We start from the raw sequence: 23,100 nt of genomic DNA, 5'->3' as shown, positions 1-23,100 counted from the left end.
AGGCGCCGTCGGGTGTCCGTCACGAGGGGGCTCCTTCCGTGATGAGCAACTGCAGGGGGTCCGGCGGGGCGCTCTCGCCGCGCTCGAAGGCGCCGGTGAGCTCGCCGACTGCGCTGAGGTCGCCGACGAGGATCGCGCCGACGAGGGCGTCGCCGCGCAGCACGAGCTTCTTGTAGGTGCCGCGGGTGGCGTCGGTGAGCCGGACGGTGTCGGTGTGCGGGGCGTCGCCGCGCGGGTCGCCGAAGGAGGCGACGTCCAGCTCGCCGCCGGCCGTGCTCAGCCGGAACCGGGCGGGGGCCGCCGCGGCCGGGCGGGCGGCCGGGTCGTGGCCGCCGAGACGGGCGGCCAGGACGTCGGCCTGGGTGAAGGCGGTCTCGGCGTCGGTGCCGGTGGTGCCGCGGTGCTCGGCGCAGTCGCCGAGGGCGTACACGCCGGGCGCGGAGGTGGCCAGGCGGTCGTCGACGACGACGCCGGTGCGCACGGCGAGCCCGGCGGCGCGGGCGAGGGCGGTGCGGGGGCGGGCGCCGCAGGCGAGGAGGACGAGCTCGGCGGGGAGCACCTGGCCGTCGTCCAGCCCTACCCCGGTGACGTGGTCGGGGCCGGTCAGGGCGGTGGCCGTCCGCCCGGTGTGCACGCGGACCCCGCCGGCCTCCAGGTGCCGGCGCACGGTGGCGGCACCCGGCGCGTCGAGGTGACGCGGGATCAGGTGGGGGGCGCGCTGCACCAGCTGGACGCGCAGTCCGCGGGCGGCCAGGGCGTGGGCGGTGCCGGTGCCCAGCGCTCCCCCGCCGACGACGACGGCGGTGCGCCCGGGGGCGGCGTCGGCGGCCAGGTGCCGGCAGTCGGCGAGGGTGCGCAGCAGGTGCACGCCGGCCTTGAGGGCGGGGGGCGTGTCGTGGCGGGCGGCGGGGGCCACGAGGGTGCCGGGGTCGGCGCCGTGCCGGGCGGAGGCGGTGGCGGAGGCAGTGGCGGTGGCCGGCGCCGGGACGGGGCGAGGTGCGGGGCGGTACAGGTCGCGGACGGGCGGCAGAATCGGTTCGGCGCCGGTGGCCAGGACCACGGCGTCGTACGCGGGCGTCGCCCCGGCGGCCGTGCGCAGCACGCGGGCGGCCGGGTCGAGGGCCAGGACCGGGGTGGCCGTGTGCACGGTGGCGGCGCCCGTGGGCAGGGCCAGGGAGGCGCCGGCGTAGCCGCCGGCCAGCAGGGCGGGCAGCAGGCCGCGGTGGTAGGGCCGGTCGGGCTCGGCGCCGTACAGGACGACGTCCACCGCGCCGGGCCCGGCCAGCTCGTGCACGCGCCGGGCGAACCGCGCGGCGGCCATGCCCGCGCCCACGACGGCGATGCGGCGCGGTGTCATGCCGCCTCCCCGGCCCCGGTGCGAGCGGTGTCCGCCTTCGTCACGCGGACCGCGCAGACCTTGAACTCGGGCATGTGCGAGACGGGGTCGAGGGCGGGGTTGGTCAGGTTGTTGGCGCTGCCCTCGCCGGACCAGTGGAAGGGCATGAAGACGGTGTCGGGCCGGATGGCGTCGGTGACGCGGGCGGGGGCCGTGGCGGTGCCGCGCCGGCTGGTCACGGTGAGCCGGTCGCCGTCGGTCACGCCCAGCCGTGCCGCGAGGCGGGGGTGCAGTTCGACGAAGGGTCCGGGGGCGGCCCGGTTGAGGGCGGGGCTGCGCCGGGTCTGGGCGCCGCTCTGGTACTGGGCGAGGACGCGCCCGGTGGTCAGCAGCAGCGGGTAGGCGTCGTCCGGCTCCTCGGCGGCGGGCCGGTGGGAGACGTCGGCGAACCGGGCCCGGCCGTCGGGGGTGGCGAAGCGGTCCAGGAACAGCCGGGGCGTGCCGGGGTGGTCCTCGCCCGGGCAGGGCCAGAAGACGCCGTCCTCCTGCTCGATGCGCTCGTAGGTGATGCCCGCGTAGTCGGCGGCACCGCCCGCCGAGGCGCGGCGCAGCTCGGCGAAGACCTCGCGCGCGGTGGTGGGGAAGCCGTCGGGGTGGCCGAGCCGGGCGGCGAGGCCGTGCAGGGCGTCGAGGTCGGTGCGCACGCCCGCGGGCGGCGGCACGGCGGCCCGGCGCAGGACGACCCGGCCTTCGAGGTTGGTCATCGTGCCGGTCTCCTCGGCCCACTGGGCCGAGGGCAGGACGACGTCGGCGAGTTCGGCGGTCTCGGAGCGCACGACGTCGCACACCACCAGGTGGTCCAGGGCGCGCAGGCGTTCGGTGATGCGGGGGGCGTCCGGGGCGGAGACGACGGGGTTGGATCCCATGAGGAGCAGGGCGCGCACGCCGCCCGGGGTGCCGAGGCCGGCCAGCAGTTCGTACGCCGAGCGGCCCGGGCCGGGCAGGTCGGCGGGGTCGACGCCCCAGACGGCGGCCACGTGGGCGCGGGCTGCGGGGTCGGTCAGCGAGCGGTAGCCGGGCAGCTGGTCGGCCTTCTGGCCGTGTTCGCGGCCGCCCTGGCCGTTGCCCTGTCCGGTCAGGCAGCCGTACCCGCTGCCGGGCCGGCCGGCGCGGCCGGTGGCCAGGCACAGGTTGATCCAGGCCCCGACGGTGTCGACGCCCTTGCTGTGCTGTTCGCCGCCGCGCGCGGTGAGCACCATGGCGGTGGGCGCGTCGCAGAACAGGTCCACCGCTCGCCTCATCTGCCCCACGGGTATCCCGGTGAGGGCCTCCACGCGTTCGGGCCAGTGGGCCATGGCGGCGGCCCGGGCGTGCGCGAAGCCCGTCGTGCGCCGGGCGACGAAGTCCTCGTCCACCCGGCCCCGGGCGATCACCAGGTGCAGCAGGCCCAGCGCGAGGGCGAGGTCCGTGCCGGGCGCGGGCCGCAGGTGCAGGTCGGCCAGCTCCGCGGTGCGGGTGCGGCGCGGGTCGACGACGATCAGGGTGCCGCCGGCCTCGCGCAGTTCGCGCAGGTGGCGCAGGGCGGGCGGCATGGTGTCGGCGGGGTTCGCCCCGACGAGCACGAGGCAGCCGGTGCGCGCGACGTCGGCCAGCGGGAACGGCAGCCCCCGGTCCACGCCGAACGCCGCGCGCTGCGCGGCCGCGGCCGACGACATGCAGAAGCGGCCGTTGTAGTCGATGTGCGGCGTGCGCAGCACGACCCTGGCGAACTTGCCCAGCAGATACGCCTTCTCGTTCGTCAGGCCGCCTCCCCCGAAGACCCCGGCCGCCTCGCGGCCGTGCCGCCGCGCCGCCTGCGCCAGTCCCCGCGCGGCCCGGTCGAGGGCCTCCTCCCACGTCGCCGGGCGCAGCGGGTCCGTACGCCGGTCGCGCACCAGCGGCGTGGTGAGCCGCACCGAACCGGCGAGGGTGTCCGCGGCGTTGCTGCCCTTGCCGCACAGGGCGCCCAGGTTGACGGGGAAGCCGGGCCGCTCCTCCACCGCCACGCCGGGCGCGTCCGGCCCGGCCGCGGCCACGCGGCGCAGGCACATGCCGCACTGCAGGGCGCAGTACGGGCAGTGGGTGTCGGTGGGGGGTGGGGGTTCGGTCATGCCACGAGGCTCGCCCGCCCCGGTTACCGTCGCACGACGGCCGTGTTTCGCACACCGCACATGCCGCGCACCGCCGTGGGCTGCCGTTGTGCGCAGCACGACACACGCCCGTAGGGAAACGGGCGTCGCACTAACGTGCCTGTGATGTCTGTGCAATGAGCTCTTAATGCCCGCCCGCGAGCCTCGTCGCATGAGCACAGCGACATCCGCGGCCCCGCCGCCCCCGGGGCCGCTGACCGGCTTCACGGTGGGCGTCACCGCGGACCGGCGGCGCGAGGAACTCACCGCCCTCCTCGGCCGCCGCGGCGCCACCGTCGTGGCCGTACCGGCCCTGCGCATCGTCACGCTGTCCGACGACGCGCTGCTGCGCCGCGCCACCGAGGAGTGCCTGGCCGGCCTCGACTACGTGATCGCCACCACCGGGGTCGGCTGGCGGGGCTGGATGAGCGCGGCGGAGGGCTGGGGCCTGGGCGGCGCGCTGGTCACCGTCTGCCGGCAGGCCGCCCTGGTCAGCCGCGGCCCCAAGGCGGCGGGCGCGCTGCGCGCCAGCGGGCTGCGCGAGACGTACGCGCCCGAGTCGGAGGCCCTCGACGACGTCCTGGCCTGGCTGCTCGCCAAGGACCTGCGCGGCCGCCGGATCGCCGTGCAGGAACACGGCGGCGCCCTGCCGGAGTTCACCGCGGCGCTGCGGGAGCGCGGGGCGCACGTGGTGGCGGTGCCGGTCTACCGCTGGGGCCCGCCGCAGGACCCCGGTGCGCTGCGCCGGCTCGTGGAACAGACCGCACGGCGGGAGGTGCACGCGCTGCCGTTCACCAGCGCGCCGGCCATCGAGGCGTTCCTCGCGGCGGCGCAGGAGAGCGGGCGTCGGGCCGAGGTGCTCGACGCCCTGCGGGGGGAGGTGCTGTCGGTGTGCATCGGCCCGGTGTGCGCCCGGCCGCTGCTGGCGGCGGACGTGCCGTGCGTGTGGCCCGACCGCGGGCGGCTCGGCGCGCTGGTGCGCACGCTCGTCGCGGAACTGACCGTGCGCGGCCGGCGCGAGATCCCCACCGCGGCCGGCCCGCTGGTCCTGCAGGGGGCGGCGGTCCTGGCCGGCGGTACGGCGCTGCGGCTGCCCCCGGTGCCGGCGGCGGTCCTGCGGGCACTGGCCGAACGGCCGGGGACGGTGCTCAGCCGCGGTGAGCTGCTGCGCGCGGTGTGGGGCGGGGGCACCTCGCCCGGCCCCGGGGCCGGTGGGCGCTCGCGGGTGCCCGACGAGCACGCCGTGGAGGCGGCGGTGGGCCGGCTGCGCGGGGCGCTGGGGGCGCACGGGGCCGTGGTGCAGACGGTGACGAAGCGCGGGTACCGGTTGGCGGTGGCGCCGTGAGCGGCACCGTGGCGGCCGTACCCATCGGGCGCGCCCCGGCGCGTGGTCTGCCCGCGAACCGGCTGCAGTTGCTGGCCGTCGCCCACGGCACGCGCGACGAGCGCGGGATGGCCGTGATGCGGGAGCTGGTGGGACGCGTCGCCGGTCTGCGGCCCGAGGTGGACGTGCGACTGGCGTGCGTCGGGCTGGCGGCGCCCTCGGTGACGGACGCCTTGGGGCGGCTGCGGGGGGACGTGGTGGTCGTACCGCTGCTGCTCGGTACCGGGTACCACCTGCGGCACGACATTCCGCGGGCCCTGGAGCAGGCGCCCTGGGTACGGGCGCGGCTGGCGCCGGCGCTCGGGCCGGATCCGCTGCTGGCGCACGCCCTCGCGGGGCGGCTGGCCGAGGCGGAGGCGCGCCGCCCCGGCGCGGGCGGCGGGCCCGTCGTACTGGCCGCGGCCGGTTCGGCCGAGCCGGCCGCGCAGGCCGCCGTGGCCGGGACGGCGGACCTTCTCTCGGCGCGCATCGGGCGGCCGGTGGTGCCCGCCGGCCTGGCCGGCAGCGGGCCCACCCCGGCCCGGGCGGTCGCCGAGCTGCGGGCGGCGGGCCACGAGCGGGTGAGCGTGGCCCGCTACCTCCTGGGCCCGGGCCACTTCGCGCGGGCCGCGGCCGGCGCGGGCGGCTGCGTGCTCACCGAGCCGCTGGGCGCCCACGAGGCGGTGGCCCGTCTGGTGCTGCGCCGTTACGACGAGGCGGCGGCCACCGCCTGAGCTGGCGTCAGTGGCCGCGCAGCTGCTCCATCTCGCGCCGGTCGCGCTTGGTCGGGCGGCCGGTGCCGCGGTCGCGTACGCCGACGGGGGCGACGGCCTCGCGGGGCGGGGGCGGCGGGCTGTTGTCCACGTAGCACTCGGCGGCGACCGGGGCGCCGACGCGCTTGCGCACCAGTTGCTTGACGACCACGATCCGTTCGCGGCCGGCCTGCCGCAGCCGTACCTCGTCGCCGGGCTTGACCGTCTGGGCCGGCTTGGCGCGCTCGCCGTTGAGCCGGACGTGGCCGGCGCGGCAGGCGGTGGCGGCCAGCGAGCGGGTCTTCGTCAGGCGCACGGACCAGATCCAGCTGTCGATCCGTACGGGGCTCTCGTCGTTCTGCACACCTCCACTGTATGGCCGGTATGCGTCTGCGGGAGGGCCGCCCCGGAGTGACGGTGGTTGACTTCTGCACCTCCCCGTGCGAATTGATGACGTGTTCATATCAATCCACTCCCGTTCGAAGGGAGCACGGCGATGAACACCTCCACCCCCACCGGGACACCGCGCCGCGCCCGCCACGCCGCCGGCGCCGCCCTCACCGTCGCCCTGGCGGCCGCCGGTCTGGGGCTGGGCGCCCCGCCCGCCGCGGCCGACACCGTCACCGTGGGCTACACCTGCACCGGCCCCGGCGCGCCCGGCGACGTGCAGACCCTCGCCCTGACGGTGAACGCGCCGGCCAGCGTCCCGCAGGGCGGGACGGCGGAGCTCACGCTGTCGGCGAGCACCAACCTGAGCGTGCCCATCGACGTACCGGCCCGGGCCGTGACCGCGGAGCTCGACCTCACCCTCGGCGGAACCGCCTCCGGCACCGCGACGGCGACCGGCTTCACCAACGACCAGGCCGTACCCAGCGGTTCGGGCGTGACCCTGACCGGCGGCACGGCCTCGGTGCGGCTGGACGCCGCCGGCACGGCCACGTTCACGCCCGGCACCGCCAGGATCCACGTCTTCGGGGTGACCGTGGAGTGCGCCGTCGACGGCACGGCGCCCGTGGCCGCCAGCACGGAGGTGACCGCGGGGGGTTAGGTCGTGCCCCGTAGGGGCGCGGGGAACTGCGCGACAAGCCACGACGCAGCCGCAGGGGAAATGCCGGGCTTCGCCCGGCCCCCGGGACGGCGTGTCGACTGCGGGCCGTCGGTGGCCGATCGCGCAGTTCCCCGCGCCCCTATGGGGCGCTCAGGCCGGGGAGAGGGCGGCGGCGCCGAAGGAGACGTCGAAGCGGTCGCACCAGATGCTCACGCTGCGGTAGCGATGGAGGTCCAGGCCCGCGGGCAGGGCGTAGTTCTGGTCGCCCTTGTTCCCCTTCAGGCTGCCGAGGTCGACGTGGGCGCCGTCGTCGAAGACGAACCAGCCGTCCCGGCCCTCCTTCACGGGGGCGTCGCTGACCAGGACGTGGAGAGCCGGGCCGTTGCTGGTGCTCAGCCCCTCCAGCCGCAGGGTCCGGCTGCCGTCGGGCAGCTGCAGGATCCGTACCGTGCCGCTGGTCGCGTGCTCGTGGCTGATCAGGCGCCCCGTCGCCAGCGTGCGCGGCGCCCCGCCGGACGCGGCGGCCGGTGCGGACTCCCGCACCGTCTCGTCCACCCACAGCTTCCACGGCTGGAACCAGTAGGCACCCAGCCCCGCCAGCACGAGGGCCACGGCCAGGCCCCCGAGGACCAGTGGCCTGGTCAGCAGTCGTCGTACGCGTCCCATGTCATCCGCCTTCCGCAGCCGTCGTGCTCTGCCCCCTCAACGGCCGGGCACTCGCGGGGGATCCCGGATCCGGGGCCGGGTTCAGGGCAGCGTGAGGATGCGCGGGCCGTCGTCGGTGATGGCGACGGTGTGCTCGATGTGGGCCGCGCGGGTGCCGGTGGCCGTGCACAGGGTCCAGCCGTCGGGGGCGACGCGGCACTCGTCGAGGCCGCCGGCGATGAGCATGGGCTCGATGGCGAGCACCAGACCGTGCCGCAGGCGCAGGCCCCGGCCGGGCAGGCCCTGGTTGGGGACGTGGGGGTCCTCGTGCATGCTCCGGCCGATGCCGTGGCCGCCGAAGTCGGTGACCATGCCGTAGCGGGCGCCGCGCGCGACGGCGCCGATGGCGTGGGAGATGTCGCCGATGCGGTTGCCGGGAACGGCGGCGGCTATGCCGGCCTCCAGTGCCCGGCGGGTGGTGGCGATCAGGGCCTCGTCCGCCGGGTCCGCCGTACCGATGACGAAGCTCGTGGCCGCGTCGCCGGCCCAGCCGTCGAGCACGGCACCGCAGTCGATGCTGACCAGGTCGCCGTCGCGCAGCCGGTAGCCGTCCGGGATGCCGTGCACGATCGCGTCGTTGACCGACGCGCAGATGACGGCCGGGAAGGGCACGGGGGCGAAGGAGGGGCGGTAGCCGAGGAACGGGGAGGTGGCCCCGGCCCGCTCGAGGACGCCGCGGGCCACCTCGTCGAGTTCCTTCAGGGCGACGCCCACGTCCGCCGCCTCGCGGACGGCGGCGAGCGCGTGGGCGACGACGCGCCCGGCCTCCCGCATGGCCTCCAGCTCGCCGTCCGTCTTGATCTCCACCATGTTCCGACTCCCCTCCGCGCCAATTCTTATACCGGTATGAGTATCACGGCATTAGTATCACGGTCATGGTGAGAACCCCTCTGACCCCCTGGGAACGGCAGCGCGGCGAGGAACTGGGCCGGCTGCTGCGCGAGGCCCGCGGCGGCCGCAGCATGGTGGAGGTGGCGGCCCGTGCCGGGCTGTCCTCCGAAACCCTGCGGAAGATCGAGACCGGGCGGGCGCCGACGCCGGCGTTCTTCACGATCTCGGCGCTGGCGCACGCCCTGGGGCTGTCGCTGGACGCCCTGGCGCAGGCGTGCGCCGACGTGCCGGACCCGGCGGGTGAGGCAATGACGGCATAAGGACACGAGGACACAGGGGCGCGGAATCGGCCTTTCGGCCGAGAAGCGGTGGGCCGGGTGCCGCCTAGCCTGGGGGCCATGTACCGGACCCGAGCCCTCGTCGGCCGGACCGCCGCCGTGCTGCGCCTGCTGGAGCGGCACGCGGACGACGGTGTCACCGGCCGCTTCGTGACCAGCACCCTGAACCTGCCCGCCCGCACCGCCCTGGAGCTCCTGCTGAGCCTGGAGGCCGAGGGGCTGATCCGGCGGGATCCGCGCAGCGGCGCCTTCCGCCCGGCCCGCCCGGCCTACGCCTGCGCGCCCGCCGCGGACTGCAACGATCTGCGCGCCTGCGCCATGAACTGGGCGGACCGGCTGGCCGCGCACAGCGGCATGAGCGTGCGCCTGGCCGTGCCGCACCCGGCCGGGGCGCAGGTCGTCCACCACGTCTTCCGCCCGGACAACAGCCCGCAGCGCCTGGCGACGGGGCAGCTGTGCCCGCCCGGCGGGGCGCTGGCCAGGGCGCTCGCCGCGCCGCACGACGGGCGGTACGTGTACGCCGCCGACCCCGGCGACCCGGGCGAGGCTTCCTTGGCCACCGCACTGCCGTGCCCCGGGCCGGAACCATCGGCCGCGGCCCTGTGCGTGACGGGCGCGCGCCGGTCGCTGTCCCCGCAGACCCCCGGCAGCGCCCACTACCGCACGCTCCTGCGCGAGGCGGCGACGGCGATCAGGGCGGATCTCCGGACCTCACCGGTCCCGCGCCCCGCTTGAGCGACCGTCAGCGCACGAGGCGGGAGACGATGCCCAGGTGGTTCGGCGCGAGCAGCGGCGATATCGACTCCTCGCCGATCACCAGGGCCGTACGGGCCCTGCCGTCGGCGAGCTGCAGTGCGGTCAGCGGGAGTCCGGTGCAGGGACACGGATGCCGGCGGCCCGCAGCTTGCTCTCGACGAGCGCGGCCAGCCGGGCCGAGGCCGGCGCCTGTTCTGCGGTGTGTTGGGTGATCAGCTTGTACCGGGTCGCGGCCTGGGTGCGGGCTTGCAGGCTGGTCACGATCTTCAGTTGTGCGGGGTTGGCGAGGTAGTGATCGGCCATGGCAGTGGCGAGTTCGGCGATGCGGGGATCGTCCGGTTCCCAGGCCGCAGCTTCGGCGGCACGCTTGCTCAAGGCGACGAACCGGTGGTCTTCGAGGGCGTGCTCGACGTGCGTGAGGTAGTCGTCGAAGCCCTCGGGGACCAGGGCCCTGGCCAGCACCCACCCCTCCCGGGCGGCGGCCACCTCGTCGGCGGTGAAGCCGAGGCCGGGCATCCGCTCCAGCAGCGCCACCGCACGGTCGGGCAGCAGCGCCCGGTTGCCGTCGGCGAGCCGGTGCAACGTGTCACGCCGCGCGGTCAGCTCATCGATCCGTTCGGTGAGCTGTCGCTCGACGTCGGCGAGCGCGGCGGTGAACGACGCGGTGTCGGCGTCGAGCAGAGGCTCGATCTCGGCCAGCGGCACGCCCGCTGCGGCAAGGGTCCGGACCTGCACCAGTCGCAACAACTGGGCGGATCCGTACCTCCGGTAACCGGAGCTGTCGCGTTCGGGCTCCTCGACCAGGCCCAGTTTGTGATAGTGCCGCACCGTTTTGACCGTGACGCCGGCGAATGCCGCCGCCTGCCCGATCGTGACTCCGTTCCTCATCTGCTCAGCCTGCCTCATGCTCGAGCCCGGCTGCGCATGCGTACACCGCGGCCGAGTACGTGGGCAGGCCGCGCCGAACTCGGTGAGCCGGCACGGCCCTGGTTCGCGTTCAGCCCGTCGGCTGAGCCGGATCGGCCTTCCCGCCGCAGAACACCTCGTCGACGAGCCGCTGTACGGCTTTCTGAAAGGGCACGGCCAGCGACAGCGCAGCGTCGTCCACGTAGTTCAGCGCGGCGGTGAGGGTCGTGCTGCCATCGGGCGTGCTGAACATCATCGCCGCATGCCCCGCGGCGCCGCCGTTGTGGGTGACGACGGTGCCACCGCGGCCCGTGTCCTGCACGAACACCCCCAGGCCGTAGCCCATGTTCGGGATGGGCGTCGGGCGCGGCGTGCACATCTCGGCCAGCAGTTCGGCCGGCAGGAGCTCGCCGCTCATCAGTGCGGAGATGAAGGTGTGCAGGTCGCGGGTGGTCGAGATCATGTCACCGCCGCTGGAGATCCAGGAGGGGTTGTGGCGGGTGACGTCGACGGTCTTCTCCTGCCCGCCGTCCTCGTACCGGTAGTAGGCGTGGGCGTGCGGCTCGGGGACGTCGGTCCGGGTGGTCGGTGCCATGGTGCCCGTCAACCCGAGCGGCCCCAGGATCAGCCGCTGCATCTCCTGGGCGACCGGGCGGCAGGTGATCTTCTCGATCAGCAGCCGGGCCAGCACGTAGTTGGTGTTGGAATAGCTCCAGCCCGCTCCCGCCTCGAACCGTGCCGGCTTGGACAACGCCAGCCGCACCAGGTCCTCCGGCTGGTAGGTCGTGAATCGGTTGTCCACCCACTCCTTGCCCGCTGTGGTGGCGGGGATCCCCGGTGCGAACGTGCCGTCGTCGTAGTACTCGCCGGTGAAATTGAAGATTCCGCTGGTGTGCTGCAGCAGCATCCGTACCGTGATCCGCTCGTCCAGCCCGAACTCGGGCAGGTAGTCCGCCACCGGCTTGTCCAGCCCGATCCTGCCCTCGGCCACCAACTGCAGCACCAGGGTCGCGGTGAACGTCTTGGTGTTGCTGCCGATCCGGACGTGCCCGTCGACAGGCGGTTCGGCAGTCTCACCGAGCTTGCTCACCCCGGCGCTGCCAACCCACTCGCCCCGCTCGTCGTGCACGCGCAGCGTTATCCCGGCGATACCGGAATCGACGATCTCTTCGAGGGCCTGCCGCAGCTCCGGACGATCGTGCCCGGCAGCAGCCACCGGCACGGTCCCGCTGTCCGCACTGGCTGCCCCGGCGGCGCCGAGGGCCGCGGTGATCTTGCGGGCCATCTCGGCTGTCGCAGGGTTGAGTCTGCCCTGCGCCTGGGTCTGGGCGGCTGCCTCTACAGCGACGAGGACGGTGTTGCGGAAGTTGCCGGCCTCGGCCGGGTCCTGCTTCTCGAGCAGGATCACCGCTGCGGTGAGGGCCGGCAGTACCTGGTCGGCGAGTGCGGCGACGGTCTTTCCCGTCGACTCGATGTTCTTCGACTTCGTCGCAAGTATGTGTCCGACCAGGCCGGTCGCCGACGTCAGGGCGGTGGAGGCGTTCGTGGCGGCCTTGTGGGGTGTGCCAGTGGCGGCCATCAGCGACACCGCGCCGTACGCGGCGGTCCGCAGGATGCTCTTGTCCCGGTCGCTCAGCGTGATGGACATGGTGGTTCACTCCTTGACTCTGTTGTCGCGGGGGTCGGCGTTGCGCCGTTGCGACGAGCTTCCACCCTGACCCAAGGTCAACCTCAACCGTGATCTGGCTCATAGTCACTTTCCAGCGGCGGGCGAGGACGCCTACGGGCGTCCCACCCAACCCGGACGAGGCCGCTACGAGAAACGGACCGGGGTGGGTCGTGACCTCGATCGAGCGGACCGGCGCGCCGGCGCAGGCCGTCACCCGCGGCGGAAGCGCTCCCGGTAGGCGGCCGGGGAGACGCCCGTCTCGCGGACGAAGGCGCGGCGCATCGTCTCGACCGTGCCGAAGCCGCACTGGCCGGCGATGGTGTCGACGGTGCCGGCCGTGCTCTCCAGCAGCGTGCGGGCCGCGGCGACCCGGGCGCGCTCGACGTAGGCGCCGGGACTGATGCCGATCTGCTGGCTGAAGAGCCGGCTGAAGTGCCGCCTGCTCATCCCGAGCCGGGCCGCGAGCGCCGGGACGGACAGGTCGCCGTCGGGGTGGGCGTCGATGTCCTCGACGAGGTCGCGCAGGGCGCCGCCGCGCGGCGGGTCGCGCCGGGTCCAGGTGCTGAACTGCGACTGCCCGCCCGGGCGCTGCATGAAGACGACCAGGTGCTTGGCGACGGCACGGGCCGCCTCGGGGCCGAAGTCGTCCTCCAGCAGGGCGAGGGTGAGGTCGATGCCGGCGGTGACGCCGGCCGAGGTGAGCACGTGGCCGTCGCGCACGAAGATGGCGTCGGGCTCGACGGAGACGGCCGGGTAGGCGGCGGCCAGGTCGGCGCAGGAGGCCCAGTGGGTGGTGGCCCGGCGCCCGTCGAGCAGGCCGGCCTCGGCGAGGACGAAGGCGCCGGTGCACACGGAGCCGGTGCGCCGGGCGCCGCCGGCGAGCCGGCGGACGTGCCGGACCAGGTCGCCGTCGGAGGCCGCGACGGGGTAGCCCCGGCCGCCGGCCACGACGAGCGTGTCCGGCGGTTTGCGCACCCGGGCGAGGTCCGCCGAGACACCGAGCCGGGTGCGGGCCGTGGTGGTGACCGGGCGGCCGCCCACCGAGGCCAGCCGCACCCGGTAGCCGGGCTCCGCCTCGTACTCGGCCCGGTCGAAGACGTCCAAGGGCCCGGCCACATTGAGCAATTGCACTCCGTCGTACACGACGATCAGCACGTCGCGGGTCTCCGCCTTACCGCTCACATCCCGCATCATCCGCGACGGGCGCGGGCCCCACGGCCGAACGGGTCAACCATCACCTTTATGGAGTAATGTCCTTTTTTCTGCGCATAAGACGGTTGCGAAGGGCGGCCGGCCCCCTAGGGTGGGAAACCACCATGACGCGAGATCCCTCCCCCGCCCCGCTCCCCCGCAGCGCGCGCTCGCTCGTCATGGCCGCCTACGCGCTTCTGGCCGCGGCCGTGGCCATGGACCTGGCCACCAACCCCGACCTCACCTTCTCCCCCGTGCTGGCCACCGCCCCCGTGCTCGCCAGCATCGGCACCCGGCGCCCCCGCGTCCCGCTGCTCACCGGCCTGCTGGCCCTCGTGATCGTCGCGCCGCTGGCCCTGGCCGACCCCGAGGTCGCGCTGCCGGTCCACCTGACCGCCGCCGCCACCGTGCTCGCCATCACCTGCGTCTCCACCGCCAACGTCGTGCTGATCTCGACCAGGGAACGGCAGCTGCTGCAGACCCGTTCGGTCGCCGAGGCCGCCCAGCGCGCCCTGCTGCGCCCCGTCCCCGAGCGCATCGGGGGCCTGCGGGTCGCGGTGCGCTACGTCGCGGCCGCCGCCGAGGCCCGCGTCGGCGGCGACCTGTACGAGGTGCTGGCCACCCCGTACGGGGTACGGATCCTCCTGGGCGACGTACGCGGCAAGGGGCTCGGCGCCGTCGAGACGGCCACCGACGTGCTGGGCACCTTCAGGGAGGCGGCCCAGGTCGAGCCCGGTCTGGAGACCGTCGCCCAGCGGCTCGACGCCACCGTCGTACGGCGCCGGGCGACCGAGGAGTTCGTGACGGCGGCCCTCGTGGAGGTGCCCACCGGCGGTGGGCCCGCGCACCTGGTCAACTGCGGGCACCTGCCGCCGCTGTTGTGGCGCGGCGGGCAGGTCACCGAGGTCGAGTCGCCGGTGCCGGATCCGCCGCTGGCCCTGCGCCACCTGGTCGAAGGGCCGTGCCACCGCATCCGGTTCGGCTTCGCGCCGGGGGACGTCCTGGTGCTCTTCACCGACGGCGTGACCGAGGCCCGCGACGCCTCGGGCCACTTCTACCCGCTGCGCGAGCGCCTGGCGGCGATGCCGCACCTGTCCCCCGACGCGCTGGCCGCCCGCCTGCTGGCCGACCTCCTCGCCTACGCGGGCGGCGCTCTCGGCGACGACGCCGCCCTCCTGGTGGTGCGCCGCGAACGCTGACCGGGCCGGCCGTCGTCAGGACGCCGTGGTGACGCCCGTCGCCCGCAGCACCTCGGCCTCCTTCTCCGGGTCCAGGCCCACGTACGGCCGGTCGGGGCGCTGCGGTGCCACGCCGCCGACCCCTCGCAGCCAGGACCAGGTGTCGGCCACCGTCTCCTCGACGGGCCGGCAACGCAGGCCGGAGGCGAGGGCCTTGCCGACGCCGATGCGGTGGATGCCGTCGTACAGGTCCCCCGGGGGCAGCCACACCGGCAGGTCCGTCCAGGGGCCGATGCCCGCGGCCAGGATCGGCTCCGGGTCCGTCCAGTGCAGCCCGGCGGTGCTGCCGACGGCGCGGGCGCAGGCCTCCAGGAACCCGCCCATCGTCGTGTGGCCCGACCGGCTGACCAGGTTGTACGGGCCGCCGAGGCCGCGGGCGGCGGCGTCCAGCATCCACACGGCCAGGTCGCGGGCGTCGATGTACTGCAGGGCGGCGTCGCGCGGGCCGGGGGCCAGCACCGGACCGCCGCGGGCCAGGCGCCCCAGCCACCACGGCAGGCGGCCGATGTTCTCGTACGGGCCGAGGATCAGCCCGGCCCGCACCAGCAGCGCGCGGTCGCCGAAGTACTGTGCGGCGGCGAGTTCGCCGCCGCGCTTGGCCTGCGCGTAGTCCACCTCTCCGGCGTCGGGCGAGCCGTCGACCAGCGGCGCGTCCTCGGCCAGGCCCGCCGCCCGCGGGTGGCGGTAGACCGAGCAGGAGGACACGTACACGTACGTCCCCACCCGCCCCGCGAGCAGCCGTGCCGCGTCGCGCACGGCGGACGGCGCCGCGGACCAGGTGTCCACGACGGCGTCCCACTCCCCTTCCGCGAGGGCGGCAAGGCCGCCCTCGGCCGTGCGGTCGCCCAGCAGGACGCGGGCCCCCTTCGGCGCCTCGTGCCGCCCGCGGTTCAGGAGCGTGACGTCCCAACCGCGCGCCAGTGCCTCTTCCGTGACTGCACGTCCGACGAATTCCGTGCCACCCAATACCAGAAGTCTCATGCAGGCGACCCTGCCGGGCGTACGCCGTCCGGGGGAACCCTCGCACGCTCTCGGCGGAATCGCCCAGGGCGTACAGCGCGTCCGCGACCCCGGGCGCGCCTTCCGCCGCCGGGTGGCCGGCCCGGCGGACAATACGGTCGCCGTCCACCGACCGGCCGCCGAGGAGGCGCATGCACCGCAGCTGGAGCACCGAGGACATGCCCGCCCAGCAGGGCCGGCTGGCCGTGGTCACCGGAGCCACCGGGGGCATCGGCTACGTCACGGCCCGGGAGCTGGCCCGGGCGGGGGCCGAGGTGCTGGTGACCGGCCGGGACGCGGGCCGGGCGCGGCGCGCGGCGGAGCGGATGGCCGCGGAGGCGCCCGGCGTGCGGGTCCGCCCCGACCTGCTGGACCTGGCCGACCTGGCCTCGGTCGCCGGGTTCGCGCAGCGCATGGAGCACGCCGGGCGGCCGGTCGACCTGCTGGTCAACAACGCCGGAGTGATGGCGATCAGGCACCGGGAGACCAGCAAGGACGGCTTCGAGCTCACCTTCGCCACCAACCACCTGGGGCACTTCGCGCTCACCGGCCGCCTGCTGCCGTTGCTGCTGGCCGCGCGGGCGCCGCGGGTGGTGACGGTGTCCGCCTCCCTGGCCCGCAGCCCGATGGCCGAGCTGTCCGACCCGCAGAGCACGCACCGCTACCACCCCATGGCGGCCTATGCGAAGTCCAAGCTCGCCGGCGTGCTGTTCACCCTGGAGCTGCAGCGCCGCGCCGACGCGGCGGGAGCGGCGCTGGCCTGTGTGGCCGTCCACCCGGGGACGAGCCTGACGGGCCTGCAGCGGCACGCGCCCGCCGTTCTGCGGGCGCTGGCCCGGCTCGCGCTGAACCGGCTGATCGGCCAGCCCGTGGAGCAGGCGGCGCTGCCGGTGCTGTACGGGGCCACCGCCCCGCAGGCCGAACCCGGCGGCTTCTACGGGCCCACCGGCCGGTTCGAGGCGCGCGGCGCGCCGGGACCGGTGGAGCTGCCCCTGCTGGCGGGCGACGCCGAGCTGGCCCGGAACCTGTGGGAGACCTCGGAGCGGCTCACCCACGTCCGCTACCGCTGGCCTCAGCGCGAGGGGTGAACTGCCGGGCCCGCCCCGCGGGCCCGGTGTGCGCGTCCGGGCCCACCGGCCGATACTGGTGGCCGGTCGCGCCGTCGCGCGACCGCTGCGGCTCGGGGCCCGGGAAGCGGTGAGGTGGCGTGCCATGGCACAAGGCCCCGAGGACCCCGGCGCGGCCCGCCGTCCGGCGGCGACGCCCGGCCGCTGGGCCATGCTCGCCGTGCTGTGCGCGAGCCTGCTGCTGGTGGCGATGGACGCCACCATCCTCAACGTGGCGCTGCCCTCGCTGATCACCGATCTGCGGCCCGGCCCGCTCGAACAGCTGTGGATCATCGACATCTACGGGCTGGTGCTCGGCGGTCTGCTGGTCACCAGCGGCGCGGTCGGCGACCGGTGGGGCCGCAAGCGGCTCTTCCTCGCCGGCTTCGTGCTGTTCGGGGTCGCGTCGGTCCTCGCCGCGACGGCGCACAGCTCGGCGCAGCTGATCGGCGGCCGGGTGCTGCTGGGCCTGGGCGGTGCGCTGGTGATGCCCTCGACGCTCTCGCTGATCCGCACCATCTTCACCGACGCCCACGAACGGGCCCTGGCCATCGGCGTATGGGCCTCGGTGGCCGGGGCGGGCGCCTGCGTGGGCCCGCTGATCGGCGGCGTGCTGGTGGAGCACTTCTCCTGGCAGGCGGCCTTCTGGGTGAACGTCCCCGTCGTCGTGGCGACCGTGCCCGCTGGCATCGTGCTGCTGCCGGAGTACCGCGCCCCGCAGGCCGGGCGCCTGGACTGGCCCGGCGCGCTGCTGTCCGTGGCCGGCATCGTGGCGCTGGCCTGGGGCATCAAGCACGTGGCCAAGGGCAGCACCGAGCCCGCGGACATGGGCACGCTGCTGCTGGGCGTCCTGCTGCTCGCCCTCTTCGCCCGGCACCAGCTGCGGCTGGACGATCCCCTGCTGGACGTGCGGCTCTTTCGCCGCGGGCCGTTCACGGCGGCGGCGCTGGCCACGCTGCTGGCGATGCTCGCCATCGGTGCGGCGCTGTTCCTGATCTCGCTGTGGCTGCAGTACGTGCGCGGGTTCTCGCCGTCCGAGGCGGGGCTGCGCACGGTGCCCTCGGCGCTGGCGATGCTGGCCGGCTCCCTGAGCTCGCCGTGGCTGATGCACCGCATGGGCGTGCGCGGGGTGCTGGCCGTGGGGCTCGGCGCGCTCGCCGCCGGCTTCCTGCTGCTCGCCCTGGCCCCGCAGCCCACGACGTACCCGGTGGTGGCCGTGGTGCTGGCCGCGCTGGGGCTGGGCGACGGGCTGGCCATCACGGCATCGGCGTCCGTGCTCGTCTCCTCCGTGCCGGCGGCGCGGGCCGGGCAGGCCGGCGCGGTCTCGGAGACGTGCTACGAGCTGGGCGTGGGCCTGGGCGTGGCGCTGCTGGGCAGCATCCACGGGGCCGTCTTCACCGACCGCATGACGGCCCTGCCGCTGCGCGGGCCCGACCTGGACGAGGCGCGGGGCTCGGTGGGCGGCGCCGCGGAGGTCGCGCACCGGGTCGGCGGCGACACGGGTGCCCAGGTGCGGGCGGCGGCGCGGGCGGCGTTCGACGACGCGCTCACCACCACGGCGTACGTCTCGGCCGGCATCGTGGTGGCCGTGACCGTGCTCGCGGTGTGCCTGGTGCCGCGCGGCTTCAAGGTGACGGGCGGCCACTGAGAGCCGCCCGCCACCTCGGCGCCCCGTAGGGGCACGGGGCAGTGTCGATCTGCGGCTGCCGCCGCGTGGGCGCGATCGGCCACCGAGGGCACTCCGTCTGCGGGCACGTCGTGGCTGGTCGCGCAGTTCCCCGCGCCCCTGCGGGGCACTGCATCAGGACTCGATCGTCAGCTGGTCGAAGGCGATGCTGTGCGTCAGGCCGCCCTCCTCCAGGCACGTGGTCGGCAGTCCTCCGGGTGCGGTCTGGATGTCCCGTTCGGCGTGGGCCCCCTGGTAGGCGCCCTTCACGACGGTCCCCACCAGGTGCACGTTGTGGACGCCCAGCGCTCGCTCGCTGTTGCCGGCCGTGTAGCGGATCTCGGACGTGCGGCCGTCGGCGAACGTGATGATCTGCCGGCCCTGGACGGTGCCGAAGGACAGACAACTGGCGTCGGTGGCCACACCAGCAGTACTCGCAGTGGCCGAGGTGGTGTGCCCCGGCGCGTCGCTGCAGGTGTAGGCGCCTTCCCCTCTGACGGCGCTCGTGCGCGCAGTGAGGGTCAGGCCCGGTGTGTAGGTGGTGTTCTCCTGTCCCGTGCAGCCGATGGTGACCCGGTCGTGCCCGCGGCCGCGACCGTGGCCGTCGCCGTGGTCGTGGGCCTGGGCGGCGGGGGCGCCGATCGTCGCGCCCAGGAGCGCGATCGAGCTGAGGACGATTCCGGCACCGCGCTGACCGAACATGCACTACCCCTTCGAGACGCCTGGTGTCCTTCGCACGCCGGGAACGGCGCGCACACAAGGCCCCTGCCTACCCTCGAAGTTGTCCCACCCCACCTCGTACCGCACGGCTTCCGCAGCCCCGTCCGTACTCCCGCGCCGCAGCGCGCGCACCCCGGCGCGCCCGCCGCACCGGGGGCGTGCGTCGGCCGTATCAGAGCGCGAGGGCAGTGAACTCGGGCGGGTTGGTGCGCACCGTACGGCGGTCGATGCGCGAGCGGACCTCCTGGGACCCGAAGTGGTAGTCCATGCGGCGCACGGCGGCGGCCCAGTCCTGCATGGTCCGCACGGCGGAGAGGGTCTCGACGACGAAGGGGTCGCCGAGGCGGGCCACGCCCCGGTGCCACAGGTCCAGGGCGGACTCCTGCAGGATGTTGCCCACGGTTCCCTCGTAGACGGGCAACGCCCGTACCGCGCCGTCCGGTTCGATCTGCATCACCAGCCGGCCCGCGGTGCCGGCGAAGCGGGCCGGCCGCATGACGAGGTTCCGGTCGCCGGTGGTGCGCACCCGTACGCCCTGCGGCGCGAGCCGCTGCAGCCGCGCCCGCCACCCGGCGCTGGTGAGGTGGGCCACGGCGGCCTCGTCGAGGAGTTCCAGGCGGGCGAATTCCGGGCGGCTGGCGAGACCTTCGGGAACGGCCGCGTGAAAGGTCAGCGAACGCAATTGGGAAAAGCGCGGGGCAATGGCCGTGCAGAACTCCTCCAGTTGGGGGAAATTACTGCGCACCACCACGCAGTCGATGCCGAACCGCAGCGGCGACCGCTGCTGCCGGCGGCGTTCGCGGGCCACCCCGTCGAGCAGGGTCAGCGCGCTCAGCGCCCGGTCGAAGGAGCCGGCCCGCCCCCGGATGCGGTCGTGCACCTGTGCGGTGGCGCCGTCGAGGCTGACGACGACCTCCTCGAAGACCTCGCCGAGCTCGGCCGCCATCCACGGCTCCATGATCCAGCCGCTGGTCCACACGGCCGTCGCGACCCCCGCCCCGGCCAGCCGCCGGGCCACGTCGAAGATGCCCTCGACCAGCAGGGGCTCGCCGCCGGAGAGCACCACCACCTGCGGGTGGAGCGAGATCAGCGCGTCGGCGACCCGCAGCATGTCCTCGTGGCCCAGTTGCCGCGGCGCCCGCCTGCCCGATTCCGAGCAGCAGTGCGAGCAGCGCAGGGGGCAGGCGTAGGTGGTGTCCCAGACGACCACCTCGGGACCGCAGGACGCGCTCATGACTCCCTTTCCGCCGGCGGTTGTTTTCTTTGGATCGGCATTTCTTTGGATCGGCATGTGCGGGGATCGCACGGTCGTTTTGTCGGGCGTCCGCGCCGGTCTCGGGGCAGACGTTCATGAGTCTGCCGTGACCGTCCGGGGGGCGAGTACCCCGGATTCCTCCGATCCCTCTGGGGGTTTTCCGCTATACCTTTGCGTGTGCGGGGCACTGGCCGGGCCATGGGAATTGCCGCGTGCTGCGGCGGGCTGTGCCTGCTGTGGGCGGCGGCTGCAGGGGTGTTCCTGCTGCCCGCGCACGCCCCGGCCGGCACCGTCGCCCTGCCGTGGATCCTCGGTGCCGTCCTGCCCTGCTACTGCGCGGGGGTGTTCGCCTGGTGGCACGCCCCCACGCATCCCGTCGCCGGCCGGCTGCTGCTGACCGGCACCGCGCTGACGGCCGGCACCGCCGTCCACTACGCGGCGGCGCTGCTGACGGCCCGCCACGGCTGGGACCTCGCCGTCCCCGAGCGCGGCCTGCCGCCGCTGCGGACGGCCCTGGTCGTCCTGCCCGTCCAGTGGGACACCCTCGCCGCCGGCATCCTGGTCGTCCACCTGCTGGCGCTGCTGCCCGACGGCCGCTTCCGCTTCCCCGGCGAGCGGGCCGTGCTGCGCTGCCTGTGGGCCCTGCTGGTGCTGCCCGTCGCCCTGCCGGCGGCGGGCGTGCCCGCGCCGATCGTGGAGCACCTGGTGTTCTACTACCCCGAGGCGTGGCTGCCCGGGATCGGCGCCACGCTGCTGGTCGTGCGCTGCCTGCGGGCCCGCCGCGCCGGGCGGCGGGAGGTGGCCGCCCTGCTGCCCGTCGCCGCCGGCGCCGCCGTCCTCTTCCTGGCGCGCGCCGCCTGCCGGCTGTTCCGCTCCTGGCACGACGAGTCGGGCGTGCTGTATCTGATCGGCTCGGTGCTGGGCGCGCTGCCGTACGTGCTCGTCTCGCTGTCCGTCGTCTACGCCGCCCTGCGCCACCGGCTGCTGGGCGTCGACATCGGCCGGGCGGCGGTGCCGCGCCGCTCGGTCGTCTACGGCACGCTCTGGCTGATCATCAGCGCCTGGTACCTGGGCACCGCGATGACCCTGGGCCTGACGGCCGGGCAGTACTGCCCGATCGGGCTGTCCGTCCTCGTCGCCGTCACCGCCACCGCCCTCTTCCAGCCGGTGCGGGCCCGGCTCAACCGGCTCGCCGAGCGCCGCGTCTACGGCGAGAGGCTCAGCAGCTTCGAGCTGCTCGTGCAGTTCGGCAGCGCCCTGGAGCACGCCTACGACCTCAGCCGGCTGGCCCCCCAGCTCGCCGCCGGCCTGCAACAGGGCCTCGGCCTGCACTGGGCACGGGTCCGGCTGGGCGGTGGACACCTGCCGGTGCACCTGGGCACGGCCGGCGAGCCGCAGGCCGGCGGCGGCCCGCACGGCGGCGGGTACCCCCTGCGGTACGGCGACGACGTGCTGGGCGTCATCGAGTACGGGCCGAAGAACGAGGGCCGGTTCACCCCCGAGGACCACGACGTCGTCGAGACCCTCGCCCGCCAGGCCGCGCTCGCCGTGCACAACGTACGCCTCGCCGCCGAACTGTCCGCCCGCGTGCGCGAGGTCCAGCGTCAGGCCGGCGAGCTCGACGCCTCCCGCGCCCGCATCGTCAGCGCCCAGGACAGCGAGCGCCGGCGCATCGAACGCCGCCTCCACGACGGCATCCAGCAGGACCTCGTCGCCCTGGTCGCCAAGCTCCGCCTCGCCCGCAACCGCCTCGGTCGCGGGGGCGACGCCGATGCGGTGCTCACCGAGGTCCAGGAGGACGCCTGCCGGGTCATCCACGACCTGCGCGAAGTCGCCCACGGCATCCACCCGCCCGTCCTGACCGACCAGGGCCTGGTCGCCGCCGTCACCTCGCGCGCCCGGCGCATGCCCATTCCCGTCACCGTGCACGCCGAGGACGCCCTGGACCGGGTGCGCTTCGCCCTCGACATCGAGGTCTCCGCCTTCTACCTCGTCTCCGAGGCCCTGACGAACGTCCTCAAACACGCGGGGGCCACCCACGTGACCATCCGCATGACCCGCTCGGAGGGCTGGCTGGTGCTCGAAGTGAGCGACGACGGGGTCGGCTTCGCCACCGACACCACCCACGGCACCGGGCTGACCGGCATGCGCGACCGGATCGAGGCCGTCGGCGGCGACCTGTGGATCACCAGCCGGGCCGGCGGCGGCACCACGATCCGCTCCCGGCTGGCCGAACGGGTGCGGGAGGAGTGCCATGACTGAACCACCCCTGCGCGTGGTCATCGCCGAGGACCACTACCTGGTGCGCGAAGGCACCCGCCGGCTGCTGGAGGACACCGGCGGCATCCGCGTCGTCGCCGCCGTCGGCGACGCCACCGCCCTCCTCGCCGCCGTCGGACGCCTGCGGCCCGACGCGGTCATCGCCGACATCCGCATGCCACCGGGCCACCACACCGAAGGCATTGCCGCCGCCCACGCCATCCGCGCCGCCCACCCCGGCATCGGCGTCGTCGTCCTCTCCCAGCACGCCGACGAGAACTACGCCTTCGAGCTCTTCCGGCGCGGCACCGACGGCCTCGCCTATCTCCTCAAGGAACGCATCGGCGAACTCGACGAACTGCTGCGCGCCCTGCGCGAGGTCGCCGCGGGCCGCTCGGTCGTCGACCCGCGCATCGTCGAAGTCCTCATGGGCAGCCACACCCGCACCGCCGACGCGCCGCTGGCCGCGCTGACCCGGCGAGAACTGGACGTACTGCGCCACATGGCGGAGGGCAAGACGAACCGGGCGATCGCGCAGGAGCTGGTGCTGTCGGAGTCGACGATCGAGAAGCACGTCAACTCGACGTTCGCGAAGCTGGGCCTGGCGGAGGAGCCTCAGCTCCACCGGCGCGTGAGCGCGGTCCTGGCCTACCTGCGGCACGCGCCGCGCGAAGCGCCGGCGGCGGGCTGACCCATATTCGCCGGACGGGCTGCATTGCAGCCCGTCCGGCGATTGAGGACACCGGGCGGAGCCCGGTCCGGGGCCCGGGGCGGAGCCCCCGGGGAACGTGGGA

The 23,100-nt window shown here is 75.0% G+C and carries 21 protein-coding genes; 10 read left to right on the top strand and 11 right to left on the bottom strand.

From position 1 onward, the window contains the following. Positions 1-19 precede the first annotated feature (19 nt). Together ABD361_RS16305 and ABD361_RS16300 are read right to left on the bottom strand one after the other, a co-directional pair. Complete coding sequence (locus ABD361_RS16305; RefSeq protein ID WP_344436023.1) at positions 20-1,357, bottom strand: NAD(P)/FAD-dependent oxidoreductase; 1,338 nt, start codon at positions 1,355-1,357, stop codon at positions 20-22. Next, positions 1,354-3,486: a molybdopterin oxidoreductase family protein gene (locus tag ABD361_RS16300; protein WP_344436022.1), complete on the bottom strand. Its 2,133-nt coding sequence runs from the start codon at positions 3,484-3,486 to the stop codon at positions 1,354-1,356. Before ABD361_RS16300 ends, ABD361_RS16305 begins: the two co-directional genes overlap by 4 nt. 190 nt (positions 3,487-3,676) lie before the next feature. Between ABD361_RS16300 and ABD361_RS16295 the strand changes: the two genes are divergently transcribed. Together ABD361_RS16295 and ABD361_RS16290 are read left to right on the top strand one after the other, a co-directional pair. Beyond that, on the top strand, positions 3,677-4,849 hold the full coding sequence (locus ABD361_RS16295) for a uroporphyrinogen-III synthase (protein WP_344436021.1): 1,173 nt from the start codon (positions 3,677-3,679) through the stop codon (positions 4,847-4,849). Next, a complete protein-coding gene (locus tag ABD361_RS16290; RefSeq protein ID WP_344436020.1) occupies positions 4,846-5,601 on the top strand; it encodes a sirohydrochlorin chelatase in 756 nt (251 codons plus the stop codon). The genes ABD361_RS16295 and ABD361_RS16290 overlap by 4 nt, the downstream gene beginning before the upstream one ends. 7 nt (positions 5,602-5,608) lie before the next feature. Here the strand turns inward: ABD361_RS16290 and ABD361_RS16285 are convergent, their stop codons facing one another. Continuing rightward, positions 5,609-6,082 carry an RNA-binding S4 domain-containing protein gene (locus ABD361_RS16285; RefSeq protein ID WP_425583225.1) on the bottom strand — a complete coding sequence of 158 codons (474 nt, stop codon included), beginning with the start codon at positions 6,080-6,082 and terminating at the stop codon, positions 5,609-5,611. A gap of 33 nt (positions 6,083-6,115) precedes the next feature. On the opposite strand from ABD361_RS16285, the gene ABD361_RS16280 reads away from it, so the two are divergent. After that, the gene (locus ABD361_RS16280; RefSeq protein WP_344436019.1) at positions 6,116-6,667 is read left to right on the top strand and encodes a hypothetical protein; all 552 of its coding nucleotides are present in this window, start codon (positions 6,116-6,118) and stop codon (positions 6,665-6,667) included. A 150-nt stretch (positions 6,668-6,817) separates the two neighbouring features. Here ABD361_RS16280 and ABD361_RS16275 read toward each other — a convergent pair whose 3' ends face one another. Beyond that, a complete protein-coding gene (locus ABD361_RS16275) occupies positions 6,818-7,333 on the bottom strand; it encodes a DM13 domain-containing protein (RefSeq protein ID WP_344436018.1) in 516 nt (171 codons plus the stop codon). A gap of 81 nt (positions 7,334-7,414) precedes the next feature. Continuing rightward, on the bottom strand, positions 7,415-8,182 hold the full coding sequence (map, locus tag ABD361_RS16270; RefSeq protein WP_344436017.1) for a type I methionyl aminopeptidase: 768 nt from the start codon (positions 8,180-8,182) through the stop codon (positions 7,415-7,417). 65 nt (positions 8,183-8,247) lie between these two features. Here map and ABD361_RS16265 point away from each other — a divergent pair, with 65 nt between their 5' ends. Both ABD361_RS16265 and ABD361_RS16260 read left to right on the top strand, forming a co-directional pair. Then, the gene (locus ABD361_RS16265) at positions 8,248-8,523 is read left to right on the top strand and encodes a helix-turn-helix domain-containing protein (protein ID WP_344436016.1); all 276 of its coding nucleotides are present in this window, start codon (positions 8,248-8,250) and stop codon (positions 8,521-8,523) included. 78 nt (positions 8,524-8,601) lie between these two features. Beyond that, positions 8,602-9,276, top strand: a complete 675-nt coding sequence (locus ABD361_RS16260) for an IclR family transcriptional regulator (RefSeq protein WP_344436015.1) — start codon at positions 8,602-8,604, stop codon at positions 9,274-9,276. Positions 9,277-9,399: 123 nt separating this feature from the next. Here the strand turns inward: ABD361_RS16260 and ABD361_RS16255 are convergent, their stop codons facing one another. The 3 genes from ABD361_RS16255 to ABD361_RS16245 form a co-directional block, all read right to left on the bottom strand. Continuing rightward, positions 9,400-10,203, bottom strand: a complete 804-nt coding sequence (locus ABD361_RS16255; protein WP_344436014.1) for a MerR family transcriptional regulator — start codon at positions 10,201-10,203, stop codon at positions 9,400-9,402. 91 nt (positions 10,204-10,294) lie between these two features. After that, positions 10,295-11,488, bottom strand: a complete 1,194-nt coding sequence (locus ABD361_RS16250) for a serine hydrolase domain-containing protein (RefSeq protein WP_344436198.1) — start codon at positions 11,486-11,488, stop codon at positions 10,295-10,297. Positions 11,489-12,082: 594 nt separating this feature from the next. Continuing rightward, entirely contained in the window at positions 12,083-13,054 is a 972-nt protein-coding gene (locus ABD361_RS16245) for a GlxA family transcriptional regulator (RefSeq protein WP_425583223.1), read from the bottom strand. A 134-nt stretch (positions 13,055-13,188) separates the two neighbouring features. Between ABD361_RS16245 and ABD361_RS16240 the strand changes: the two genes are divergently transcribed. After that, positions 13,189-14,262 (top strand): PP2C family protein-serine/threonine phosphatase, encoded by a 1,074-nt coding sequence (locus ABD361_RS16240; protein WP_344436013.1) that lies wholly within the window; start codon positions 13,189-13,191, stop codon positions 14,260-14,262. A gap of 15 nt (positions 14,263-14,277) precedes the next feature. Here ABD361_RS16240 and ABD361_RS16235 read toward each other — a convergent pair whose 3' ends face one another. After that, entirely contained in the window at positions 14,278-15,282 is a 1,005-nt protein-coding gene (locus ABD361_RS16235) for an NAD-dependent epimerase/dehydratase family protein (RefSeq protein WP_344436012.1), read from the bottom strand. 170 nt (positions 15,283-15,452) lie between these two features. Here ABD361_RS16235 and ABD361_RS16230 point away from each other — a divergent pair, with 170 nt between their 5' ends. After that, complete coding sequence (locus ABD361_RS16230; protein ID WP_344436011.1) at positions 15,453-16,388, top strand: oxidoreductase; 936 nt, start codon at positions 15,453-15,455, stop codon at positions 16,386-16,388. Positions 16,389-16,512: 124 nt separating this feature from the next. Continuing rightward, positions 16,513-18,054, top strand: a complete 1,542-nt coding sequence (locus tag ABD361_RS16225; RefSeq protein WP_344436010.1) for an MFS transporter — start codon at positions 16,513-16,515, stop codon at positions 18,052-18,054. 153 nt (positions 18,055-18,207) lie between these two features. Here the strand turns inward: ABD361_RS16225 and ABD361_RS16220 are convergent, their stop codons facing one another. Continuing rightward, the gene (locus ABD361_RS16220; protein ID WP_344436009.1) at positions 18,208-18,774 is read right to left on the bottom strand and encodes a hypothetical protein; all 567 of its coding nucleotides are present in this window, start codon (positions 18,772-18,774) and stop codon (positions 18,208-18,210) included. Positions 18,775-18,964: 190 nt separating this feature from the next. After that, positions 18,965-20,026, bottom strand: coding sequence for a radical SAM protein (locus tag ABD361_RS16215; RefSeq protein ID WP_344436008.1), 1,062 nt, complete (start codon positions 20,024-20,026; stop codon positions 18,965-18,967). A gap of 219 nt (positions 20,027-20,245) precedes the next feature. On the opposite strand from ABD361_RS16215, the gene ABD361_RS16210 reads away from it, so the two are divergent. Together ABD361_RS16210 and ABD361_RS16205 are read left to right on the top strand one after the other, a co-directional pair. Continuing rightward, the gene (locus ABD361_RS16210) at positions 20,246-22,309 is read left to right on the top strand and encodes an ATP-binding protein (protein ID WP_344436007.1); all 2,064 of its coding nucleotides are present in this window, start codon (positions 20,246-20,248) and stop codon (positions 22,307-22,309) included. Continuing rightward, positions 22,302-22,997 (top strand): response regulator, encoded by a 696-nt coding sequence (locus tag ABD361_RS16205; protein WP_344436006.1) that lies wholly within the window; start codon positions 22,302-22,304, stop codon positions 22,995-22,997. Before ABD361_RS16210 ends, ABD361_RS16205 begins: the two co-directional genes overlap by 8 nt. Positions 22,998-23,100 lie beyond the last annotated feature (103 nt).

The organism is Streptomyces luteosporeus (genome assembly GCF_039532865.1).
In the GTDB taxonomy this organism is placed as follows: Bacteria; Actinomycetota; Actinomycetes; order Streptomycetales; family Streptomycetaceae; genus Streptomyces; species Streptomyces luteosporeus.
The sequence above is the reverse complement of the archived record's forward strand: the minus strand, read 5'-3'. Positions and strand labels throughout refer to the sequence as shown.

Coding starts and splice junctions, on each gene's coding strand:
- ABD361_RS16305 (WP_344436023.1), bottom strand. CDS start 1,357: ATGACACCGCGCCGCATCGCCGTCGTGGGCGCGGGCATGGCCGCCGCG.
- ABD361_RS16300 (WP_344436022.1), bottom strand. CDS start 3,486: ATGACCGAACCCCCACCCCCCACCGACACCCACTGCCCGTACTGCGCC.
- ABD361_RS16295 (WP_344436021.1), top strand. CDS start 3,677: ATGAGCACAGCGACATCCGCGGCCCCGCCGCCCCCGGGGCCGCTGACC.
- ABD361_RS16285 (WP_425583225.1), bottom strand. CDS start 6,082: ATGAACACGTCATCAATTCGCACGGGGAGGTGCAGAAGTCAACCACCG.
- ABD361_RS16280 (WP_344436019.1), top strand. CDS start 6,116: ATGAACACCTCCACCCCCACCGGGACACCGCGCCGCGCCCGCCACGCC.
- ABD361_RS16275 (WP_344436018.1), bottom strand. CDS start 7,333: ATGGGACGCGTACGACGACTGCTGACCAGGCCACTGGTCCTCGGGGGC.
- map (WP_344436017.1), bottom strand. CDS start 8,182: ATGGTGGAGATCAAGACGGACGGCGAGCTGGAGGCCATGCGGGAGGCC.
- ABD361_RS16265 (WP_344436016.1), top strand. CDS start 8,248: ATGGTGAGAACCCCTCTGACCCCCTGGGAACGGCAGCGCGGCGAGGAA.
- ABD361_RS16260 (WP_344436015.1), top strand. CDS start 8,602: ATGTACCGGACCCGAGCCCTCGTCGGCCGGACCGCCGCCGTGCTGCGC.
- ABD361_RS16255 (WP_344436014.1), bottom strand. CDS start 10,203: ATGAGGCAGGCTGAGCAGATGAGGAACGGAGTCACGATCGGGCAGGCG.
- ABD361_RS16250 (WP_344436198.1), bottom strand. CDS start 11,488: ATGGCCCGCAAGATCACCGCGGCCCTCGGCGCCGCCGGGGCAGCCAGT.
- ABD361_RS16240 (WP_344436013.1), top strand. CDS start 13,189: ATGACGCGAGATCCCTCCCCCGCCCCGCTCCCCCGCAGCGCGCGCTCG.
- ABD361_RS16235 (WP_344436012.1), bottom strand. CDS start 15,282: ATGAGACTTCTGGTATTGGGTGGCACGGAATTCGTCGGACGTGCAGTC.
- ABD361_RS16230 (WP_344436011.1), top strand. CDS start 15,453: ATGCACCGCAGCTGGAGCACCGAGGACATGCCCGCCCAGCAGGGCCGG.
- ABD361_RS16225 (WP_344436010.1), top strand. CDS start 16,513: ATGGCACAAGGCCCCGAGGACCCCGGCGCGGCCCGCCGTCCGGCGGCG.
- ABD361_RS16220 (WP_344436009.1), bottom strand. CDS start 18,774: ATGTTCGGTCAGCGCGGTGCCGGAATCGTCCTCAGCTCGATCGCGCTC.
- ABD361_RS16215 (WP_344436008.1), bottom strand. CDS start 20,026: ATGAGCGCGTCCTGCGGTCCCGAGGTGGTCGTCTGGGACACCACCTAC.
- ABD361_RS16210 (WP_344436007.1), top strand. CDS start 20,246: ATGGGAATTGCCGCGTGCTGCGGCGGGCTGTGCCTGCTGTGGGCGGCG.
- ABD361_RS16205 (WP_344436006.1), top strand. CDS start 22,302: ATGACTGAACCACCCCTGCGCGTGGTCATCGCCGAGGACCACTACCTG.